We start from the raw sequence: 21,230 nt of genomic DNA on the forward strand, positions 1-21,230 counted from the left end.
ATGAGCCTGCTCCGCAGCTGGGTGGTCAACTCAGCGGCGCTCTACGTGACCACGCGCCTCCTGGACGGGGTGCGGGTGGAGGGGGCCGAGGCGCTGATCGGCGGTGCGCTCGCGATCGGCCTCATTAACGCCCTCGTGCGGCCGATCCTGCGCTTCGTGACCTTCCCGATCACGGTGCTGACGCTTGGGCTGTTCTACTTCGTCCTCAACGGCCTGATGTTCTACCTGGCCGCGTCGCTGATCCCGGGGTTCGCGCTCGACGGGCTCGTGGCCGCGATCCTCGGCGCGCTCGTGATGTCCGTGGTCGCGACGGTGCTGCACGTCTTTCTGAAGCCGCGAAAGAAGCAACGCGACCGTTAGCGCAGCGCTCTGCCGCAGGCTGCTAGGCGTAGTAGGGGTTGCTGCCGGAGGCGTGGTCGGTCACGTCCTGGACGTCGACGATCTCGGGCGCGGCGTCCCGGATCATCTGCTTGATCCCCTGCGTGAGGGTGACGGACGCCATGCCGCACCCCTGGCAGCCGCCGCCCATGGTCACGTAGACCACGTTGTCACGGATGTCGACGAGTCGCACGGTCCCGCCATGGGATGCGACCCCGGGGTTGATCTGTTCGTCGATGACCCGGCGCACGCGGTCGACCAGGGGTCCGTCCATCGGGCCCGAGCCGAGCGGCTGGATGTTGGGATTCCTGAAGTGAAACCCGGACCCCTGCATCGATTCCACCCAGTCGATGCGGGTGCCGGCGAGCAGGGCGACGCTCCTCGAATCCACGACGACCTCGAAGCCGGAGGCATCGAACGACTCGTCCCCCTCCTCCCGCTCCAGGGGTTCGATGAGAGCCATCTCGTATTCCGGGGCGATCGGACTCGCGTTCTGTACGCTGACCCGCACGGCGAGGCCCTCGGCGGGATCCTCGGACATGAACGTCCTGATCCGCTCGTGGGCGGCCTCGCTGAATGTCAGAAGTTCCTGGTCGGCCACGTCACCTTCTCCTCTGCGTCTAAGCCGGCGCCGGTCCCGCCACGGCCACAGCCGCGCGGAGATCACTCGCCGTATAAAGTACGATCGTGTGCAGTCCCGCGCGCTCGAGCGCGGCTCGGCCGCCCTCCTCGCGATCCACGAGTCCCAGGATGCCGAGCACATCGCCGTTCGCCTGGTTTACGGCTTCGCACGCCTTGAACGCCGACCCGCCGGTCGTGATGACGTCCTCGACGATGACGACGCGCGCTCCGGGCTCGAAGCAGCCCTCGATCAGCTGTCCCTTGCCGTGGCGCTTGGCCCGCTTGCGGACGGAAAACGCGTGGATCGGGTCGCCCTCGCGCCAGCTGGCGGCGGCGATCGCGTAAGCCAGCGGGTCCGCGCCCATGGTGAGGCCGCCGACGGCGTCGGGCCGCAGTCCCGCCTCCCGAATCGCCGCGAACCCGACGCTCCCGAGCAGCACCTGTCCGTGCGCGTGCATGGTCGAAGTCCGGCAGTCGATGTAGTAGTCGCTTCGGGCGCCCGAGGCGAGCTTGAAGTCTCCGAGCCGGAACGATCGTTCGGCCAGGAGGTTGAGCAGCGTTTCTCGCGAGGAATTCAGCGGTCTCTCCTCTCGTGGTGACCTGAACTCAGCTGACCTGGCGGATCGCCTGGCCGGATTCGGCGTCACACCGCTCGCAGAGTCCGTAGAGCTTGAGTTGGCGTCTCAGGATGTGGAAACCAAGCGTCCGGGCGACCTCCGCCTGGAGCCGGTTCAGCTCGTCTCGCTGGAAGGGCGCCACGACTCCGCACGCAGTGCAGATGAGATGGTCGTTCTGGACCTGCCCGACCTTCGTCTCGTAGCGCTTGAACCCTTCGTCGAAATCGTGCTCGGTCGCCAGACCGACCCGCACGAGAAGGCTCAGCGTCCGATACACGGTCGCTTTCCCGACCCGCTCACCCGCGTCTTGGAGACGCGCCGTGACCTCGTCGGCCGAGAGCCGCTGAGCGGACTCGAACAGGGCGCGGGCGATCGCCTCGCGCTGCTGCGTCACGGGCAGGTGCTGCTCCTGGAGCGCGGCCCGGAAGAGTCCAAGCATGACGGCGGCGCAGCCGAGAGGCGGCCGTGGTGTGAAGAAGTCGGTCATCGCTTCGGGGGTCGAGGTCGAGAAAGGGGACCGGCGGATCTGTTCTCACTTCGTTGAGAAGATAGATCGCCGCGTCATGCCTGCAACCAGTGGGCTTCGAATTCGTCCACGACCTGCCTCAGCACGCGGTCGACGGGGGAGGCGGGACGCGGAGTCAGGAAGCGGTCCGAGAACCGGTTCATCGCGATGCGAAGGGACGAGAACGTCCTCGCGGCGTCCCGGTAGCAGCCATCGAGTTGCTGGCGGCGCGCAAAGGGGTCGTCGGCGGCGAGCTGGAACCCTGTCTGCCCCATCGCTTCGTAGTAGCCGAGATCGGGTCCTCCCTTTCGCCGCACACGGTGACCGATCAAGTCGGGGAACAACCCCGAGAGCCAGAGCGCGAAATTGCCGAGGTGCGCCCGCAGCAGGAAGCCGTGGCGGCCATCGGAGTCGGCGATCGCCTCGACGAGGTCGACGAGATAGTGGTACTCGCGGTCGTCGTGTTCCGCGATCCGGTGCACGCGGGCCTCGCTGGCGAAGTGCAGGAAGATCGAGGTCACGTAGTCGGCGAGGAGTCGAGACTCGACGCCCCCGTCGAGCAGGCTGCGGCGGAGCGCCACGTACGAGAACAGGGCCAGCGGAAGCCGCGAGACCCCCGGTTCGCGGACGAGCGAGCGCGCCGCCTTCGGATGATCGAGCAGCGCGTCGATCCCCCGTTCCGCCACCAGCGTCTCGAGGTGGCCCGGGTCCTCGCCGTCGCGGGCGAGCAGTTGGACAAGCCGCGCAGCGTCATCGCGCTTGAAGGAAGCCCTCACATCCGGGAGAATCATCTCGCCCCCCTCTCACCTGGCCCCGTCGTCCGCTCACCCTCCCCGCCAAGTTCCATACCCCAACCTTGTACGCTAGTTTTCCTCACGAACGACGAAGCCGCAACGATTCGATCGGATTGCCGACCATGAGAGAACCGGGATTCTGGCTGGCCGGACCCCTGCTGGCGGGCCTTCTGGCGTGCAGTGCGGGGGATACGGGGACGCGCCCCCCGGGGGGCGACCAGAGCCGGGACGCGACCGTTGAGACCGCCGGCGCTGCCGATCCGGCCGCCGCCCCATCCGCCGAACTGATCCCGATCCGGGTGGGAGGGATCGAGATCCGGGTGGAACTCGCCGACGAACCCGCCGAGCGGCAGACGGGGCTGATGTTCCGCGAGTCGCTGGCGGAGAATCAGGGGATGCTGTTCGCGTATCCCGAGGAGCGGACCCTCGGCTTCTGGATGAAGGACACGCTCATCCCGCTCGACATCGCGTACATCGACCGTGAAGGTCGGATCGTCGACATCAAGCAGATGGAACCGCAGTCCACGGAGACTCACAATTCGGCGGCGCCGGCCATGTACGCGCTCGAGATGAACCAGGGATGGTTCGAGGCGAACGGGATCCGCGTCGGCGACCTTATCGAGTTCTAGCAGCCCGCGACCGCCAGCTACACCGAGAATCATCACATGGATCACCGCATGGAGAAGGACTCGATGGGGGAGATGGCGATCCCCGCGGATCGGCTCTACGGAGCCCAGACCGAGCGCGCGCGCCAGAACTTCCCGATCTCCGACCTCCGCTTCGGGCGCCGCTTCATCGAGGCGCTCGGCGCGATCAAGCTCGCCGCCTCCCGCGTGAACCGGGAGCTGGGGCTCCTGGATCCCGAGCTCGGCGCCGCGATCGAGAGCGCGGCCCGCGAGGCGATGGACGGGGAGCTCGACGCCCACTTCGTGCTGGACATCTTCCAGACCGGCTCCGGCACGTCGACGAACATGAACGCGAACGAGGTCATCGCGAACCGGGCCATCCAGATGCTGGGCGGGACGGTGGGGTCGCGGAGCCCCGTCCACCCCAACGACCACGTCAACCTGGGACAGTCGTCGAACGACGTGATTCCGACGGCCACCCACGTGGCGGCGCTGGTCGCCATCGAACGGGAACTCCTCCCGGCGCTCGAGGTGCTGCGCGCCGCGCTCGACGCCAAGGCGGACGAGTTCGATCACATCCCCAAGGCGGGGCGCACCCACCTGCAGGACGCGACGCCGGTCCGGCTGGGACAGGAGTTCCGGGGGTACGCGAGCCAGGTGGCGCACGGGATCCGGCGGGTCGAGGCCGTGCGTCCGGCGCTGGCGGAACTCGCCATCGGGGGCACGGCGGTCGGCACCGGCATCAATACGCCGTCCGACTTCGGCGCCCGCATGACGGCGGCGCTGAACGGACTCCTCGACACCGGGTTCGTCGAGGCCGGGAACCACTTCGAGGCGCAGGGCGCACGCGACGCGGTCGTGGAGGCGAGCGGAGCGCTGCGCACGGTCGCCGTGAGCCTGACGAAGATCGCGAACGACCTGCGCTGGCTGTCGTCCGGCCCTCGCACGGGCCTCGGCGAGATCAACCTGCCGGCCGTGCAGCCCGGATCGTCGATCATGCCGGGCAAGGTCAACCCCGTCATGGCGGAATCCGTCCTTCAGGTCTGCGCGCAGGTCATCGGGAACGACGCCGCGATCGTCGTGGGCGGACAGTCGGGGACCCTCGAACTCAACGTCATGATCCCCGTCATGGCCCACAATCTGCTCCAGAGCATCCGGATTCTCTCAACCGTCAGCGTGGAGTTCGCGGAACGCTGCGTGCGGGGGATCACGGCGAACGAGCCGCGCTGCCTCCGGAACGCGGAATCGACCGCGGCGCTCGCCACCGCGCTCGCGCCGGTCATCGGCTACGACAAGGCGGCGGAACTGGCCAAGCGCACCCTGGCGGAAGATCGGACGCTGAAGGAACTCGTGCTGGAAGAGGGCCTGGTCGAGCCGGCGGAACTCGACCGCATCCTCGACTTCCGGGCGATGACCGAGCCGGGCCTCGCCTGACCCCACGCCCCCGAAACGGGACTCGGGTCAGGGAACCGGGAGCAGATCTTCCGGCAGAAGACGGTTCACGGTGAGTTCCGAGAGCCGGAAGACCTCCGACCCGTCCGCCAGGTGCGCGAGCCAGTCCCCCCGTTCTTCGTCCGGCAGCAGGCGCAGCGAGAGCGCGAGGCGCCGGTCGGTCACGTCCTCGGAGCCGGCCGAGAATACCTCGAGCGAGGTGTCCGAGAGGGAGAAGTCCGCCGTCGCTTCTTCTTCTTCCGTGGGGAAACCCGAGGCGGACACGGAGGGCAGGACGTCGAGCAGCCTCTGAACCACGGCGGAGTCCGCCGGCACGTCGCCCGCGAGCCAGCCGGCGTCACCCCGGCGCAGGATCGCCTCGCGCCCCGCCCGGCGGATGAGGATCTCCCGCACTCCGGCCGGGTCGACCGAGGCGATGCGCCGCGGCCGCCAGCCGTCGCGTTCCCGGCTCAGGTAGCCGCCGGTCGGCCCGTCGAGCCGATACACGACGGGGTCGCCCGGCAGACGCGCGAAGTAGCCCCCGGACCGCGGATCCCGGTCGCCGAGGTGGAACCGCAGCGCTTCGCCCGCCTCGGTACGAACCTCGATGCGGCGGCCGCTCTCACCGACACCCAGCGCCTCGTGGTTCGACGGGTTCCGGGCCACGATCTCGGCCGAGGAGAGTTCGCGCACGACGTCCAGCAGATCGCGGACCTTCTGTTCATCCGCCACATACCCGTCCACCCTCCAGCCGTCGGCCGACCGCTCGAGACGAATCGCGCCCGCGCCGTCCGCCAGCACGATGTCGACGCCACCGATGGAGTCCGCGACCGCGAACGAGAAGCCGTCGCCCACCTCCAGCGATCCGCCCGCGCCGCTGTCCCTGAACAGCCGGGGCAGGTAGAGGAGGACGGCCACCCCGAGCACGAGCGCGATGATCCTGAGCTGCCTCGCGTTCATACGAGCGCTCCACCCTCGGGGAAGCTCCGGCGCTGCAGGCCCCGCCGCCGCGCGAGGCGCCATCCCCCGATCAACACGAACAGCAGCGGAACTCCGGCCAGATTTCCGTACCGCGTGAGGTCACGCAGCCATTCACTCGGGAAGAGCAGCTGCGGCGGCGCGCGATCCTTGGACCGAATCGAAATCAGCGCCTCGTCCTGCGCCAGCCAGTCGATCGAGTTCTGGAAGAAGACCATGCCGGCCAGGCCTCCCGACGACCTCTGCAGCGTCTCATCGTCGATGAGCGACGGCGAACTGGCGATGACGATCCGCCCCCCCTCCGGCTGGGTGTAGGCGACCGCCAGCGTCTCGACCGTGACATCCTCCGGCGAGACCAGCGCCTCCCAGTCCTGGTTCGGGTCGATCGAGAGCGGGGTCGCGAGCCGCCCCCCGAAGTCCGACGTGACCAGCAGCGGCGTGACCCGCGTGCTGTCCTCGACCTCGATCTGGAGCGGACTCCCGTAGCGGATCGGGACGTTCGCCACGCCGTCCACGATCACATGCCTGGAACCCGGCTGGGCGAGCGTCCAGAACGGGTACGGCATGATCATCGCCATCCCGAGGTTCGAGGGCACCTGGACCTGCTCGTTCAGGCCCAGGTCATAGGCGATCGAGGGGACGATGCCGAGCCCCCGTACCTGGAGGAGCGAGTCGAGCACGGGGTCGAACATGGGGCCCGCGAAACGCGACTGCATGTCGGCCATCACACCCGACTTGAGGAGGAACAGACTCCCGCCCTCGTCGACGAAGCGGCTGAGGATCTCGCCTTCCGCGGGTTCGAGCGGCATCCGCCCCCCGGCGATCACGAGCACGTCGAGCGAGTCCGGCACGGCCGTGGTCGCAGAGTCGATCCTGAACTCCGACACGTCGTATTCCAGGCTCAGGCGCCCGTTGGCGAACTGAAGTCCCGAACGCAGCCCCAGCTCCCCATGTCCCGTGAGAATCGCGACGTTCGGTCGTTCCGGCGTCGTGAGGGAGCGGATCATGGAGGCGAGTCGGTACTCGAGATCGGTCGTCCCGCGGATGATCGGAATGATCTCGCTCTCGCCGGCGTACTGGACCGCCAAACCGAAATAGCGTTCCTGGACGGAAACCGCGTTGTCATCGCGGATCTGGTACTGCACCGGGTCCACGCCGAGCAGGCCCGCCTCCTGCTCGGCGTCCGGGTCGTCGTCGGGATCGACCCGAATGAGGTTCACATTCGCCCCGCCCGTCGCGTCGAGATCCCCGAGGAGGTCATCGACATCGCGGCTCACCGGAGTGAGTTCCGGCGGGAGATCGGTCGAGCGGAACAGCTTGAGCGTGACGAGATCGTCGAGCCCCCGCAGGAGTTCGGCCGTCGGGGGGGACAGCGTGTAGACCTTCCCGGGCGTGAGGTCGAGGCGACCCCGCAACTGCGAGCCCGCCAGGGCGGCGACGATGGCGATCCCGACCAGCCCGAGCGCGCCCAGGCGCAGCCGCCCGTAGGCCGGTCGCTGGCGGCTCAGGCGTTCGCGCATGATCGCGAAGTAGGTCAGCGACAGGAACGCCGCCGTGAGCGCCGCGAAGTAGAGGACGTCGCGCAGGTCGATCACGCCGCGCGACACGCTGGAGAAGTGCCCGAGGATACCGAGGCGCGCGGCCACCGTCGCCACCGGCGCGGGGAGCGAGAGGGTGACCGTCGGAAGCCCGATCAGGTAGAGGCCGAAGCTGATCGTGACCCCGATGATGAAGGCCGTGACCTGGTTCCGCGTCATCGCCGACGACCAGAGTCCGACCGAGATCAGCGCGGCGATGAGGAACACGGAGCCCAGGTACTGCGAGAAGACGACGCCCCACTGCAGGTCCGCGCCGAAGGTGAGGCCGAGCGGGATGCCGAACGTCCCCGCCATGGCGACGAGCAGGAAGAGGAGGACGCCGAGGAACTTGCCGAGCAGGAACTCCACCACGGAGATCGGTTGCGAGAGCACGAGTTCGAGGGTGCCCGCGTTCCGTTCCTCGGCCAGCGTCCTCATGCAGACCGCCGGGATGAAAAAGAGCAGGAGCCACGGGAGGAGCGACAGCATGGGGCGGAGCGAGGCCTCCCGCAGGATGTACGCCTCCTGGAAGTAGAAGTAGAAGTTGATCCCGAGGAAGATGACGAGAAGGATGTACGCGGTCGCCTGGTCGAAGTAGCTCGCGAACTCCCGTCTCGCGACCGTCGCGATGCGGCCGATCATCCTTCCACCTCCTCGCCGCTCGAGGATGGTTCGTCAGGCTGCGCCCCGGCTTCAGCCCCGGCGTCGGTCGCGTTGCCCTGGCCATCGTGGGTTCGGGTGACGGTGAGTTGCCGGAACAGGTCCTCGAGGCTCGCCTGCGCGAGGTGGAGTTCCCAGAGCGGCCAGTCGCGGGCGGCGGCGAGTCGCGAGATGTCCGCGCGCGGGTCCTGGGCGGGTGCGCTCTCGACGGCGAAGCGGGCGCGGCCGACGCCGTCCTCGAGCGCTTCGGTGCGGGCGACGGAGGGGAGGTCGGCCAGCGCATCCCGCGCGTCGTCGGCCGGCGCCTCGAGTTCGACGATGATGCGCGCGCCGCCGTGTCCCGCGACCAGTTCGTCCACCGAACCGTCGGCCACGATGCGCCCGCGGTTGATGATGACGACCCGCGAGCACGTCTTCCGAACCTCCTGCATGACGTGCGTGCTCAGGAGGACGGTGCGGTCGGCGCCGACGTCCCGGATGAGGCTCCGGATCTCGACCCGCTGGTTGGGATCGAGCCCTTCGGTCGGCTCGTCGAGGATGAGGATCTCGGGCTCGGAGAGGATCGCCTGCGCGAGGCCGACCCGCTGACGGTATCCCTTCGAGAGCTGGTTGATGGGCCGGTAGTAGACCGCTTCGATCCCGGTCTCGGCCACGACATCGTCCGTTCGGGCCCGGATCTCGTCGCGACTCATCCCGCGCAGGCGCCCCATGAAGCTGATGTATTCGCCGGCCAGCATGTCGCGGTACAGCGGGTTGGTCTCCGGGAGATAGCCGATCCGGCGCCGCAGCTCGATGGGGTGATCCTCGAGCGACAGCCCGTCGATCGTGATCGACCCGCCATCGGGTTCGAGGTACTGGGTCAGCAGCCGCATGGTCGTCGTCTTGCCCGCCCCGTTCGGGCCGAGGAAGCCGACGACCTCTCCGCGGTCGATCGAGAAGGTCGCCGAGTCGACGGCGACGGTCTCTCCGAACCTCTTCATTACATCGGTAAGTGATACGAGTGACATCGGACCTGCTTCGGGTCTGCGGTTGGAGTGCGCGAACCGCCCCGGGATCGCGGGGCTCGCCCGCCGAGGGACAGTTTCCCTGCGTTCGAACGTTGCCCGGGGCGCTCCGGGGCCCGGGGCGGCGCGCCGCAAAGGTAGATCGGACGCGGTGCGAGTCAAGAACGGCCCGTCAGCGCCGCCGCCATCACGCTCAGCGAAGAAACACGCCGGAAGGGGGATCGGAGACAGGCGACGCGCCCGACGGTAACTTCCCCCATGAAACTCCTCCTCGATGCGGGTCGACGCGTGGTCGGGCTCCTGCTGGTGGTGCTCGTCGCCATCCCGGTCTTCCTCGTTCTGGATCCGGCGGCCCCCCCGAGTTCGCTCGACGATCTGATGCGGCGCTCGGGCTTCGAGCACTGGTCGTACACCTGGGGTGTGACGAGCGGCGTGTGGACGCTGCTCGGGGTCGGCGGGGCGGTACTGGTCGGGGCGCTGGCCAGAGGACGGGTGACGGGCTTCCTCGCGCGTGCCGGTGCGGTGATCGAGCGGCCGCCCCGGTGGGCCGTGGCGGGGTTCATGGGGCTGCTGGGGGCCGGGCTCACGGCCTGGGTGGCGCTCATCGTCTTTGACGGGCGCACGATCCTCAACGACGCGAGCGTCCAGCTTCTCCAGGCGCGTTACTTCGCGGCCGGACGGCTCGCCGGCCCTCCCCTCGCCATGCCCGAGTTCTGGTCGATCCAGTTCATGGTGCACGCGCCGGCGGGGTGGGTGTCGCAGTACCCGCCCGCGCACGCGCTGTGGCTGGCGGCCGGCTTCCGGCTGGGAGGGGCGTGGATCGCGATGGCGGGCGCGATGGGGATGCTGGGCGTGTTCTCGGTCCTCTCTTTCGAGCGCCTGCTGCCGGATCGCATCGCGGCCGCGCGGATCGGCGCCGTGCTCGCCGTCACCAGCCCCATGCTGCTCGCGCTCTCCGGCGCCTACATGAACCACGCGACGGTGGCGGCCTTCGCCGCGCTCGCCCTCTGGCTTGCCCTCCGCGCCGAGACGGGCCGGGCCGTGTGGGCGTTGGTGGCGGGCGGCGCGATGGGCTTCATGGTCACGACGCGCCCCGTGTCCGGACTGCTCATCGGCGCCGCCGTGACGGCCGGAGTGTGGCTCACCGCGCCGCGTCGGGAACCGGGCCTGCACCGGCCGTGGCTCCTGCGCCGGCTCGGCTGGTGGGTCCTGGGCGGCCTCCCGTTCGCGGCCGGGCTCGCCTGGTTCAACGCCCGTTTCTTCGGTGGCCCGCTCACCCTGGGCTATACCGCCGCGGCGGGCCCGAGCCACGGCCTCGGCTTCCACATGGACCCCTGGGGCCGCATGTACGGGTTCACGCAGGCGCTGGGCTACACGTCGACCGAACTGATGTCGCTGGGGCGCGAACTCCTCGGCACCGTGCTGCCCGTCGCCGCGCTCATCGGGCTCTTCCTGCTCTTCGCCCGCCGCCTGCGGCGCGGCGAGCGCATCCTCGCCGCGTGGGCGCTTCTGCCCATCCTGGCGAGCGCGCTCTACTGGCATCACGACCTCGTGTTCGGGCCCCGCCTGCTCGGCGAGGCCGTCCCGGCCTGGTGCGCGCTCCTCGTGCTCGCGGCCATCGGCCTCACGCGTCTCGGCCGCTGGGCGTGGCTCCGCGACGCGATCGCCATCGTCGTCCTCGTCGCGGTCGGCTACGGCCTGGTGGCGGGGGGACGCGCGCGCATCGACCGGGTGGCCGCTCGCGCCGCCCCGATTCCGGAGGTGACCGACCCCGGCCCGTCCCTCGTGTTCGTGCACGAACTGTGGGGCGACCGGGTCGGCGCCCGGCTTGCCGCGCGGGGGATGAGGCTCGACAGCGTCCGCGCCCTCCTCACCCGCTACCACCCGTGCCAGCTCGAGGCCGCCTTCGTCGGCGCGCAGGGACCGGAGGAGGTCGCGGATCAGTGCCGGCTGGAGAGCGAGTCCGACCGGCTGGGATGGGTCGGCCTTACCGACTACCTGTGGCACGGCGACCCGCCCGGTCTGGACGGCTCGGGCGTGCTCTGGGCGCGAGATCTCGGGCCGGAGGCGAATGCCCGGCTCATCGCCGAATATCCGTCCCGGACCCCCCTCTTCGTGCTGCCGGATGGCCGCGGCGACGGACAGGTCGTCCCCTACGACACGGGCCTCAACGCCCTCTGGGGCGGCGTCCCGCCGTAGCCCCCCGCGGGTCCGCTCCGGGTCAGTCCTCGGAGAAGGCGGCGTCGAAGGCCGTCGCGGAGGGCGGGAAGGCCAGGGCCCGGAGCCGCGCGCAGGCCTCCCGGGCGCCGTGCTCGCGGTCCATGCCGCTGTCCTCCCACTCGATCGAGAGCGGGCCCTCGTAGCCGACGCGGTCGAGGGCCCGCAGGATCTCCTCGAAGTCCACCCGGCCGCGGCCGATCGAGCGGAAATCCCACCCTCGGTCCACGTGTCCGAAGTCCAGGTGGCCACCGAACACGCCCGACCGCCCGGGCGTCTCCGACCACCAGACATCCTTCATGTGGGCGTGGTGGATGCGGTCGCCGAACTCGAGGATGAAGCCGACGTAGTCGACGCCCTGGTAGGCGAGGTGGCTGGGGTCGTAGTTGAAGCCGAACGCGGCCCGGCCATCGAGCGCCCGGATCGCGCGCGCGGCGCTGCTCGCATCGAACGCGATCTCGGTGGGGTGCACCTCGAGCGCGAACTTCACGCCCGCCACGTCGAAGGCGTCGAGGATCGGGTTCCAGCGGTCCGCGAAATCGGCGAACCCGGCCTCCACGAAACCCGCCGGGTGCGGCGGGAAGGCGTACGCCGCCGCCCAGATCGAGCTGCCCGTGAAGCCGTTCACGACCGGCACGCCGAGCGCCGCAGCCGCCGCGGCCGTCCGCCGCATCTCCGCCGCCGCCCGCCGCCGCACGCCCTCCGGGTCGCCGTCGCCCCACACGCGGCCCGGCAGGATCAGTTCGTGCCGCGCGTCGATCGGGTCGCACACCGCCTGCCCCACGAGGTGGTTCGCGATCGCGTACACCTCGAGCCCGTGCGCGGCGAGCAGGTCGCGCTGCCCGGCCGCGTAGCCGTCCTCTTCCGTCGCCCGCACGACGTCGAAGTGGTCCCCCCAACAGGCGAGTTCGAGGCCGTCGTAGCCCCACGCCGCCGCCTTCGCGGCGAGCGTCGCGAGCGGCAGGTCGGCCCACTGGCCGGTGAACAGCGTGATCGGCCGGCGGCTCATGACGTCGCCTCCCCGGGCCCCGGGGGTTCGTAGCGCGCGTCCACCCACGCCCCGCGCCGCCCGCTCTCGACGGCCCGCTCGAGGAAATGAACCCCGCGCGCCCCGTCCCGCACGGTGGGGAAGTCGAGGTCGGCCTCGTCCGGCCTCCGCCCTTCGTTCAGGGCCCCGATGGTACGGATCACGTTCCGGTACAGGTTGGCGAACCCCTCGATGAACCCCTCCGGGTGCCCGGGCGGGACCCGGGAAGCCCCCACGGCCGCGGGGGAGATCCAGCCGTGTCCGCGGCGCCGCGCGCGGGCCCGGCCGTCCGGCGTCCGCAGCCAGAGCGTCTCCGCGTCGTCGTGCCGCCAGGCGATGGAGCCCTCGCTTCCGAACACGCGCAGCGCGAGCCCGTTCTCCTCTCCCGCCGCCACCTGCGACACGGTGAGCGTCCCTCTCACCCCACCGCCCCAGCGCACGAGCAGGCTCGCGTCGTCCTCGAGGCGCCGGCCCGGCACGAACGTCGTCAGCTCGCCGCACAGCGCCTCGACCTCCAGCCCGGTCACGTAGCGGCCCAGGTGGTGCGCGTGCGTCCCGATGTCGCCCAGCGCGCCGGCCACCCCGGCCCGCGCCGGGTCCGTGCGCCACGCCGCCTGCGGGTGCCCACTCTCCTCGAGGGCCGTGGACAGCCAGCCCTGGAAGTACTCCAGCTGGATGCGGCGGATCTCCCCCAGCCGCCCCTCGCGGACCAGCGCCCGCGCGTCCTTGATCATCGGGTAGCCGCTGTAGTTGTGCGTGAGCGCGAACACGCGGTCCCCCGCGCCCACGAGCCGGCACAGCGCCTCGGCGTCCGCGACCGTCGTCGTCAGCGGCTTGTCGCACACGACGTGGAAACCCGCCTCGAGGAAGGCGCGCGCCACATCGAAGTGGAGGTGGTTCGGCGTCACGACGATCACGAAATCCAGCCGCCGCTCCGGCGCCCGCGCCGCCTCCGAGGCCGCCATTTCCGCGTAGCTCCCGTACACCCGCGCGGGATCCAGCCCCACCTCGGCCCCCTTCGCCGCGGACCGCTCGGGGTCCGACGAGAAGGCGCCGGCCGCGATCCGGGCCAGCCCGTCGAGTTCCGCCGCCATCCGGTGTACGTCCCCGATGAAGGCGCCCGGTCCGCCCCCGATCATCCCGTACGTCAGGCGGCGGGTCATCCGTCGTCCGGCCCCCGCCCGATCTTCACGGCCCGGTAGCCGCCCGCCCGCCGGTCGCGGGCGTAGAGAAATCCGAAGATGAGGATGAGCGCGCCCGCATACGGGAGGATGTACCGGAACGAGACCCGCCCGCCGTAGTTGTCCGCCGGTCCGAGCAGGGCGTTGGCCCGCTCCACGAGCGCCTCATCCCCGCCGGAGTTGATGATCGCCCGCAGCGCGTTCGCGGTGACCGACTCCGGGAGCGCGCCGTCCGCCGCCCCGCCGGCGAGCGCCCCTCCGGCCGCGGCGCCGGCCGCGGCCAGATCCGGCTCGATGCTCTCGTCGGCCCCGGCGAACGCGGCCGACGCGTCCGTCAGCAGGGCCCGCGTCTCGACCACCGGAAGCCGCTCGTGACCCACTTGGTCGGCGATACTCCCCATCCACGGCGTGGTCCACAGCCCGACCACGGCCATCCCCGTCGCGCCCATCAGCCCCAGCCCGAGCGCGCCGGAGCGCGGCACCCGCTCCGACACGAAGCCCAGCATGGTCGGCCAGAAGTAGCACACCCCCACCGCGAACACCGTGGCGGAGGCGAAGGCCATCACCGTCGTCTCCGCATAGCTCAGCCACAGGAGCCCCACCACGGAGACCGCCGCGCTCGCCGCGAGCACGCCCGGCGGCGACAGCCGTTCGATTGCGAACCCGGCCCGGTAGCGCAGGACGGCCATCAGACCGTTGATCCACGCCAGCACGAGGATGCCCGGGATGCCGCCCGCCTCGAGCACCGGCGGCACCCAGCGGTTCGGTCCGAGTTCCGTCGAGGCCGTGACGGCCATGCAGAGGAGCAGCAGGAGCATGAGCGGCGTCGTGAACGTCGCCCGGAACATCCCCCCCATGCTCACCCCCGCCCGCACCCCCTCCGTGGGCGGGAATTCCTCCCGCAGCATCAGGTGGCCGTAGATGAGGGTGGGGACGAGGATGATCGCGACCTTGAGCTGCCACGCGTCGAGCCCCACCTGGTCCAGCCCGTAGGCGAGCACGGAGCCGATGACGATGCCGCCCGGGAACCAGACGTGGAACCGGTTCAGCTTGACGGTCTTCTCGTCGGGATAGAGCGCGGCCACGAGCGGATTGCAGGCCGCCTCGACGAGTCCGTTCCCCAGCGCCAGCGTCAGCGCGCCGAAGAAGAGCTGCAGGAAGCCGCCCGCGGACATCAGGAGGACCGCGCCCAGCAGGTGGCACGCGAACGCGAGCCGCAGCAGGTACCGCATGCCGAGGGTGTCGCAGAAGGGCGCGAACAGGAGCTGCGATACGGCGAAGCCCCAGATCGCCGCCCCGCCGATGAGGCCCACCTCGTAGTTCGTGAGGGTGAACTCGCTCTTCAGCGTGAGCATGATCGCGCCGATGACCGCGAAGGCGGCGGAGGTCGCGATCAGCGACACGCAACTGCCCAGGAAGAGCCGCCTCGGGCGCACGGCGGACGATGTGGTGTTCACGGAGCACTCCTCGGATCGGGTCGGCGGGCAACGCTAGCGCCGCTTCGTTCGCCTCCGCAACGCCGCGCGGGCCCGCGGTTCGCCCAACCCCCGGACCTACCGGGCGGTGAACGGCGCGCTCTATGTTGAGGCGATATCGCGGCCGCACCACACCCAGGAGGATCCCGTGAGACGCCTTTCCAGCTTCGGCCCGCCCACCGCCGCCTTCGTCGCCGCGCTCGCCCTCGCCGCCGCGGCCCCCGACGCCGCCGCGCAGTCGCGGCCCTACGCGCCCGGATCCGTCAGCGCGAGCGAATACGCCCGCGCGGAGCAATTCGTCTTCTGGAACGCCGAGAAGCTCACCTCCGGCGCGACCGTCGCCCCGCGCTGGGTCGACGCGAACCGCTTCTGGTACCGGAACCAGGTGTTCGGCGGCCACGAGTTCATCATGATCGACGCCGCGGCCCGCACCCGCGCCTCGGCCTTCGACCACGATCGGCTCGCCGCCGCGCTCTCCGAGGCCTCCGACGAGAACCACGAGGCGACGGACCTCCCCTTCGACGAGTTCGAGTTCAACGCGTCCGGCGGGATCCGCTTCTGGACCGACACCTACGAGCGCTGGGACTGCGACCTCGGCGTCTACCGCTGTACCGGCCCGGATTCGATCGCGGAGGCGACGCACGAGATCGAGGCCCCCGGCGGCGGACTCGCCGTCTTCTCCCGCGACGAGAACCTGTGGGTCCGCGACACGGGCTCCGACGAGGAGCGCCAACTCTCGACGGATGGCGAAACGCACTGGGGCTACGGCGTCGCGCCGGAGGGCTGCTGCCAGGAGATCACGAACCGCCGCAGCGATGTCAAACCGCCGCCCGTGGCGGAGTGGTCCCCCGACGGCCGCCGCATCGCGACCCACCGCTACAACGAGCAGGACGTCGAGTCGCTGCATCTGCTCGAGACGGCCACCGGGCGCCCGATCCTCCACAGCTATCGCTACGCGCTCCCCGGCGACTCGATCGTCCCCACGTGGGAACTGTACATGTTCGACGCCGAGACCGGCGCTTCGGTGAAGGCCGATTACGAGCCCGTGGTCGGCTACTTCGGCGGGGCGGACACGACGTGGCACGCCGCGCAGTGGACGGCGGAGGGCGACCGCGTCTACTTCTCGCACCACTCGCGCGACTTCGGGAACCAGACGCTCGTCGAGGTCGACGCCGAGACGGGCGCGGCGCGAAAGGTGATCGTCGAGAGCGGCGACACGTGGGTGGAGCTGAACCAGCTCCGCACCCCCTACAACTGGCAGGTGCTCGACAACGGGAGCGAGTTCATCTGGTTCTCCGAGCGCGAGGGCTGGGGTCACCTCTATCTGCACGACCTCGCCACCGGGGAAATGAAGAACCGGATCACGCAGGGCTCCTGGCTCGTGGTCCAGCTCCTCTCCGTCGACGAGGAAGCGCGGCAGGTCTACTTCACCGGCGTGGGCCGCGAACCCGGACGCGACCCCTACCATCATCACCTCTACCGGGCCTCCCTGGACGGCGGGGGCGTGACCCTGCTCTCGCCCGAGGACATGCACCACGACGTCTCGGTGTCACCGGACGGCCGCCACTTCGTGGACACCTACTCCACCCGCGCCTCGGCCCCCGTCACCGTCCTCCGGGACCGGACGGGACGCGCCGTGATGACGGTCGAGGAGGCGGACATCGCCCCGCTCCTCGAGGCCGGCTGGGAGCCGCCCGTGCGCTTCTCCGCCAAGGCGCGCGACGGGGTGACGGACGTGTACGGCTACCTGTGGCTGCCGCCGAGAATGGAGGAGGGGACGGTCTATCCCGTCATCGACTACATCTACCCCGGGCCACAGATCGGGCCCATCCGGACGCCGGGCTTCACCACGGGGCCGCGCGGGCAGGGCCACGCGTTCGCGCAACTCGGGTTCATCACCTTCGCGGTGGACGCCATGGGCACCCCGTACCGCTCGAAGGCGTTCCACGAGAGCTACTACCGGAACATGCGGGACAACGGGATCCCCGATCACGTGTCGGCGCTCAAGGCGCTCGCCCTCCGCTATCCCATCGACATCGGCCGGGTGGGGATCTTCGGCCACTCGGGAGGCGGCTTCTCCTCGACCGACGCGATCCTGACCCACCCGGACTTCTTCAAGGTCGCGGTGTCGGGGGCGGGGAACCACGACCAGCGGGGCTACCACTTCCCGTGGGGGGAGAAATACCACGGGCTGCTCGAGCGGAACCCGGACGGGACGGACAGCTTCGATTCGCAGGCGAACCAGAACATCGCCGCGAACCTGAAGGGGAAGCTCCTGCTCCATTACGGGTCGCTCGATGACAACGTGCATCCGAACATGACGCTGCTCGTGGCCGACGCGCTCATCGAGGCGAACCGGACGTTCGACATGCTCGTGTTCCCCAACCGGAACCATGGCTACGCGCGCGAGCCGTACCTGATCCGGCGCACCTGGGACTACTTCGTCCAGCACCTCATGGGCGCCGAACCGCCGGCCGACTACAGGATCGTCCAGCCGTAGCGCAGCGGCCTGCAGACAGCCGGCGCTGCCACCCCAGAGGCTGCGGCCGACTGGGATCCTGGTGGCGGATTATGTATACATTCCCGCCACGAGGTGTCCGATTTCGTATACATTTTCGGACACGTGAGACACCGCGCGACATTTCGCGGCGGCGATCACTCCGGACGATCCCGAGCTGCCCGCGGTTCCCACGGCGTTGCTCGTGTGGCTGCTGGGGGGATGAAGATCTCGCCGCCAACCGCTTGTCACGCGCGATCGCTCGGACCACGTTCCAACCGACGCCCGGACTCGAAGCCCGAGGCCGGGCACCTGAGCCCGACCGTACCCGGACGACCCGGAGGACCCCAATGCGCCGTGCCCCCGATCGAACGTTCCTGCCGCACCTCTGTTGTGCGCTCTCGCTCACCCTTCTCGGCCTCGCGGGGTGCGCCTCCGGCGATGACGGAGCCGGGGAAGCCGCGGCGGAGACCGACGACGCGGAATCGCTGACCGAGCGCCTGATGGCGCGCGGAGAATCGCTCGAGCTTCCCACCGAGTGGGACCCGCCCCCGGGCGAACCGATCGTGCACCACACGGCGGGGTTCGCGAAGACGCTCTGCTCCGGGACGTTCATCACGGGGCTGGACTGGCGCGACGCGGCCGCCAACGTGGGCGGTTTCACGGCGCCCTTCCAGCACCGGGGGGCGGTCGTGGACACCGTCGTGGACATGGAGGCGCAGACGGTGAGCCTCACCCTCGGCTCGGGGATCACGCGCACCGCGAAGCTCTACGGCAGCCAGGGGTGCATCACGCACCCCCTGGGCGAGGACTCGATCTACTTCGCGCCCTCCGTCGTCGAGCCGATGACGCCGGACCCGGCCACCACACCGTGGCCCATGGGAGACGTGCTGCCCGACGAGCCGTATCCGCCCGAGATCGACATGGACAAGGTGCGGCAGGCCGTCGAGGTCGCGATGGACCAGGAGGGGAAGACGCTCGGCTTCGTCGTCACCTACAAGGGTCGGATCATCGGCGAGGACTACGGCCCCGGCGTCGACATGCACACCCCGTTCGAGAGCTGGTCCAAGGGGAAGTCACTCACCGGCACCCTCATGGCCGTCCTCATCCAGCAGGGCGTCTACGAACTGTGGCAACCCGCTCCGATCCCCGAATGGCAGGACGACGAGCGGAAGAACATCCGCATCGGCGACATCATGCGGATGTCGAGCGGGATCCGGATCGTGGCGCCGCAGGACCCGGGATACACGGAAGAGATGGGCTATCCCGACCATCTGTATCTCTATACGGGCGAGAACGCCTTCGAGTGGGCCGCCACGCGCCCGCAACAGTGGGAGCCGAATACGGTCGGACGGTACCGGAACACGGACCCGGCGCTCACCAACTACCTGACCCGTCTCGGCGTCGAGGGACGCGGCGACGACTATCACGCCTTCCCGCAGCGGAACCTGTTCGACAAGCTCGGGATCCGGAACTTCGTCATGGAGACGGACCCGAACGGGAACTTCCTCACCCAGGGCTACGAGTTCGGCTCGGCCCGCGACTGGGCGCGGCTGGGCAACCTCTACCTGCAGGACGGCGTCTGGGATGGCGAGCGCATCCTCCCCGAAGGGTACGTGGACTATGCGATGGAGGTCGCCCCGGCCTGGATCGACGACGGCCGCCCGGTCTACGGCGGCGGCTTCGTGTGGAAGGACCTCGGTTTCCCGATCGAGGACGACTACGGCGCGTTCGGGGGAGCCGGCGGACAGTACACGGTCTTCATCCCGGCGCGGGGCCTCGTCATTACGCGCCTCGGGAAGTACACCGGCCAGGGTCCGGGAGGCCGCAACCTGAACGCCGCGATCGCCCTGCTGATGGAGGCCGTCCCCCCAATCAGCGACTAGAGCCGGAACATGTCGCCAGCATCGGTCGCGCCCGCCGTTCTGGAGTTCCGAGAGCGGTTGAAGGAACGATACCTGCGGTTCTTTCGCGACATGGGGGTGGATCTGAAGACCGGAGATTACCCCGCATGCCGCCCAGCTGACCGGAAGTTCGCCGGCTACCCCTACATCGGCTCGATGTACGGCCAGAAGGGGCACCTGAAGCTGCTCGTCGTGGGGCTCGACATCGGGGCCGATGGGTTGTTGCCCGGCAGCTTCGAGTCGTTTGAGCAGCGGCGCAGGGCGATCGAACGCAAGCCCGTGGAGCAACACAACCCGCACATCGCGGGCACGTACTTCACGGCGCTCAAGTACACGGGTCCGAAATACGAATGGGAGACATTCGAGGACGACCCTCGAACTTGCCAGAGAATCCTCAAAGAGGAGGCCCCCCAGGGGGCGCCCGGGCTACCCCCGACGAACCCCTTGTCACGCATCGCGTTGACGAACTTCTACAAATGGGTCACGAAGGGTAAGAAGACGATGAGCGGAGCCGATAACCGGATCCACTTCAACCGCGAGCTCGAGATCAAGCTGTTCCAGGATGAGGTGCACATCCTCAAGCCCGATGTCGTCGTGTTCCAGAGCACGATGTTCGAGTCTGCATTCAAGGAGATTCTCGGACCCTGTGCCGTGGCGTATTCATACGTCTTGAAGCACCCGTCGATTTGGGGCCACAGACAGCCGAAGGTAATCGTCCGTCCCGTTGCCCAGCATCCGCCAGCATGAGTAGCTACCGGTCGTGCCGTACGTCAGGGTTGGACGGCACGGAGCGGCGGGCCTCCGCGAGTCGCTCGGCGCGGGGGGCGAGGTCCGGCGCGTCGAGCACCGCGGCGACGAGGTTGAAGTCATCGCGCGGCCCCCGCCAGGCGAGTTCATCCGCGCTCGCTGACACAGGGGCTTCGCGCACGAGGGTGGCGAGGCGGCGGAATAGGAGCGCGTCGTCCAGCCCTTTGCGCAGGGTGTCCGCTAACCGCGCCGCGCCCCGGACGGGCACGTCCCAGTCATTCCCGTTGGGAGGGATGTCCTCGATGCGGCCGTAGCGGGCGAGCACCGCGGCGGCGGTCTTCGCCCCGAAGCCCCGGATGCCGGGGAAACCGTCCGCGGAGTCTCCCACGAGGGCGAGCCAGTCGGGGATCGCCGCCGGGGGCACGCCGAACTTCTCGATCACGCCGGCCTCGTCGCGCAGCAGGCGCTGCCGCCGGTCGAGTTGCACGACCCGGTCTCCCGCCACGCACTGCGAGAGGTCCTTGTCGGGCGTGCAGATCAGCACTCTCTCCACTCGGGAGTCCGCCGCGGCCATCGTCGCTCCGGAGGCCAGGGCGTCGTCGGCTTCGTACTCCACCATCGGCCACACGACGAAGCCCGCCGAGGCGAGCGCCTCCTCGACGAGCGGGAACTGCGAGTAGAGCGCCGGATCGATCCCGGAGCCGTCCTTGTAGCCCGGCCACAGCTCGTTGCGGAACGACTCGATCACGCGGTCGGTGGCGATCGCGACGTGCGTGGCGCCGCCCTCCAGGAGGCCGAGCATCGAACTCACGACGCCACGCGCCGCCCCTACTTCGTGCCCGCCGGCGTTTTTCGCCGGGGGCACGCCGTAGAAGTGCCGGAACAACTCGTAGGTGCCGTCGATCAGGTGGACCTGCACACGCACGCGATCCGCGGAGGGTGGGCGTCATCCGTTCCCGTTAGCGTCGGGGATCGGGTGCCGGGGTGCAAC

General features: G+C 69.7%; 18 protein-coding genes. 7 read left to right on the forward strand and 11 right to left on the reverse strand.

The features are described 5' to 3' along the window. The gene (locus ACPXY0_RS00210; RefSeq protein WP_423927339.1) at positions 1-360 is read left to right on the forward strand and encodes a phage holin family protein; all 360 of its coding nucleotides are present in this window, start codon (positions 1-3) and stop codon (positions 358-360) included. A gap of 22 nt (positions 361-382) precedes the next feature. Here ACPXY0_RS00210 and ACPXY0_RS00215 read toward each other — a convergent pair whose 3' ends face one another. The 4 genes from ACPXY0_RS00215 to ACPXY0_RS00230 all read right to left on the reverse strand — a co-directional run bounded on the left by ACPXY0_RS00215 (position 383) and on the right by ACPXY0_RS00230 (position 2,912). Next, positions 383-979 carry an iron-sulfur cluster assembly accessory protein gene (locus ACPXY0_RS00215; protein WP_419934600.1) on the reverse strand — a complete coding sequence of 199 codons (597 nt, stop codon included), beginning with the start codon at positions 977-979 and terminating at the stop codon, positions 383-385. A 19-nt stretch (positions 980-998) separates the two neighbouring features. Next, the gene (gene pyrE / locus ACPXY0_RS00220; protein WP_423927342.1) at positions 999-1,646 is read right to left on the reverse strand and encodes an orotate phosphoribosyltransferase; all 648 of its coding nucleotides are present in this window, start codon (positions 1,644-1,646) and stop codon (positions 999-1,001) included. Beyond that, positions 1,606-2,103 carry a Fur family transcriptional regulator gene (locus ACPXY0_RS00225; RefSeq protein ID WP_423927344.1) on the reverse strand — a complete coding sequence of 166 codons (498 nt, stop codon included), beginning with the start codon at positions 2,101-2,103 and terminating at the stop codon, positions 1,606-1,608. The genes pyrE and ACPXY0_RS00225 overlap by 41 nt, the downstream gene beginning before the upstream one ends. A gap of 74 nt (positions 2,104-2,177) precedes the next feature. After that, positions 2,178-2,912 carry a hypothetical protein gene (locus tag ACPXY0_RS00230; RefSeq protein ID WP_423927346.1) on the reverse strand — a complete coding sequence of 245 codons (735 nt, stop codon included), beginning with the start codon at positions 2,910-2,912 and terminating at the stop codon, positions 2,178-2,180. A gap of 125 nt (positions 2,913-3,037) precedes the next feature. Between ACPXY0_RS00230 and ACPXY0_RS00235 the strand changes: the two genes are divergently transcribed. Both ACPXY0_RS00235 and ACPXY0_RS00240 read left to right on the forward strand, forming a co-directional pair. After that, positions 3,038-3,544 carry a DUF192 domain-containing protein gene (locus tag ACPXY0_RS00235; protein WP_423927348.1) on the forward strand — a complete coding sequence of 169 codons (507 nt, stop codon included), beginning with the start codon at positions 3,038-3,040 and terminating at the stop codon, positions 3,542-3,544. Positions 3,545-3,580: 36 nt separating this feature from the next. After that, positions 3,581-4,975 (forward strand): class II fumarate hydratase, encoded by a 1,395-nt coding sequence (locus ACPXY0_RS00240; protein ID WP_423927350.1) that lies wholly within the window; start codon positions 3,581-3,583, stop codon positions 4,973-4,975. Between the two features lie 27 nt (positions 4,976-5,002). Here the strand turns inward: ACPXY0_RS00240 and ACPXY0_RS00245 are convergent, their stop codons facing one another. The 3 genes from ACPXY0_RS00245 to ACPXY0_RS00255 are packed head-to-tail and all read right to left on the reverse strand — an operon-like array spanning position 5,003 to position 9,167. Further along, the gene (locus ACPXY0_RS00245) at positions 5,003-5,932 is read right to left on the reverse strand and encodes a DUF4340 domain-containing protein (RefSeq protein ID WP_423927352.1); all 930 of its coding nucleotides are present in this window, start codon (positions 5,930-5,932) and stop codon (positions 5,003-5,005) included. Next, positions 5,929-8,169 carry a Gldg family protein gene (locus ACPXY0_RS00250; protein ID WP_423927354.1) on the reverse strand — a complete coding sequence of 747 codons (2,241 nt, stop codon included), beginning with the start codon at positions 8,167-8,169 and terminating at the stop codon, positions 5,929-5,931. The genes ACPXY0_RS00245 and ACPXY0_RS00250 overlap by 4 nt, the downstream gene beginning before the upstream one ends. Further along, positions 8,166-9,167: an ATP-binding cassette domain-containing protein gene (locus ACPXY0_RS00255; RefSeq protein WP_423927356.1), complete on the reverse strand. Its 1,002-nt coding sequence runs from the start codon at positions 9,165-9,167 to the stop codon at positions 8,166-8,168. Before ACPXY0_RS00255 ends, ACPXY0_RS00250 begins: the two co-directional genes overlap by 4 nt. 282 nt (positions 9,168-9,449) lie before the next feature. On the opposite strand from ACPXY0_RS00255, the gene ACPXY0_RS00260 reads away from it, so the two are divergent. Next, positions 9,450-11,390 (forward strand): hypothetical protein, encoded by a 1,941-nt coding sequence (locus ACPXY0_RS00260; protein WP_423927358.1) that lies wholly within the window; start codon positions 9,450-9,452, stop codon positions 11,388-11,390. 22 nt (positions 11,391-11,412) lie between these two features. Here ACPXY0_RS00260 and ACPXY0_RS00265 read toward each other — a convergent pair whose 3' ends face one another. Genes ACPXY0_RS00265 through ACPXY0_RS00275 form a run of 3 tightly spaced genes read right to left on the reverse strand, consistent with a single transcriptional unit; the run spans position 11,413 to position 15,073 of the window. Continuing rightward, positions 11,413-12,417, reverse strand: coding sequence for a sugar phosphate isomerase/epimerase family protein (locus tag ACPXY0_RS00265; RefSeq protein ID WP_423927360.1), 1,005 nt, complete (start codon positions 12,415-12,417; stop codon positions 11,413-11,415). After that, complete coding sequence (locus ACPXY0_RS00270) at positions 12,414-13,598, reverse strand: Gfo/Idh/MocA family protein (protein WP_423927362.1); 1,185 nt, start codon at positions 13,596-13,598, stop codon at positions 12,414-12,416. The genes ACPXY0_RS00265 and ACPXY0_RS00270 overlap by 4 nt, the downstream gene beginning before the upstream one ends. After that, positions 13,595-15,073 carry an MFS transporter gene (locus tag ACPXY0_RS00275; protein ID WP_423927364.1) on the reverse strand — a complete coding sequence of 493 codons (1,479 nt, stop codon included), beginning with the start codon at positions 15,071-15,073 and terminating at the stop codon, positions 13,595-13,597. Before ACPXY0_RS00275 ends, ACPXY0_RS00270 begins: the two co-directional genes overlap by 4 nt. 166 nt (positions 15,074-15,239) lie before the next feature. Here ACPXY0_RS00275 and ACPXY0_RS00280 point away from each other — a divergent pair, with 166 nt between their 5' ends. The 3 genes from ACPXY0_RS00280 (at position 15,240) to ACPXY0_RS00290 (ending at position 20,239) form a co-directional block, all read left to right on the forward strand. Further along, positions 15,240-17,591: a DPP IV N-terminal domain-containing protein gene (locus ACPXY0_RS00280; RefSeq protein WP_423927366.1), complete on the forward strand. Its 2,352-nt coding sequence runs from the start codon at positions 15,240-15,242 to the stop codon at positions 17,589-17,591. A 347-nt stretch (positions 17,592-17,938) separates the two neighbouring features. Next, positions 17,939-19,474: a serine hydrolase domain-containing protein gene (locus tag ACPXY0_RS00285; protein WP_423927368.1), complete on the forward strand. Its 1,536-nt coding sequence runs from the start codon at positions 17,939-17,941 to the stop codon at positions 19,472-19,474. A 9-nt stretch (positions 19,475-19,483) separates the two neighbouring features. Then, entirely contained in the window at positions 19,484-20,239 is a 756-nt protein-coding gene (locus ACPXY0_RS00290; RefSeq protein ID WP_423927370.1) for a hypothetical protein, read from the forward strand. Between the two features lie 4 nt (positions 20,240-20,243). Here the strand turns inward: ACPXY0_RS00290 and ACPXY0_RS00295 are convergent, their stop codons facing one another. Continuing rightward, positions 20,244-21,158 (reverse strand): 5'-3' exonuclease, encoded by a 915-nt coding sequence (locus ACPXY0_RS00295; protein WP_423927372.1) that lies wholly within the window; start codon positions 21,156-21,158, stop codon positions 20,244-20,246. Positions 21,159-21,230: the final 72 nt, after the last annotated feature.

It is taken from the genome of Candidatus Palauibacter sp. (assembly GCF_965237495.1).
Classification (GTDB): domain Bacteria; phylum Gemmatimonadota; class Gemmatimonadetes; order Palauibacterales; family Palauibacteraceae; genus Palauibacter.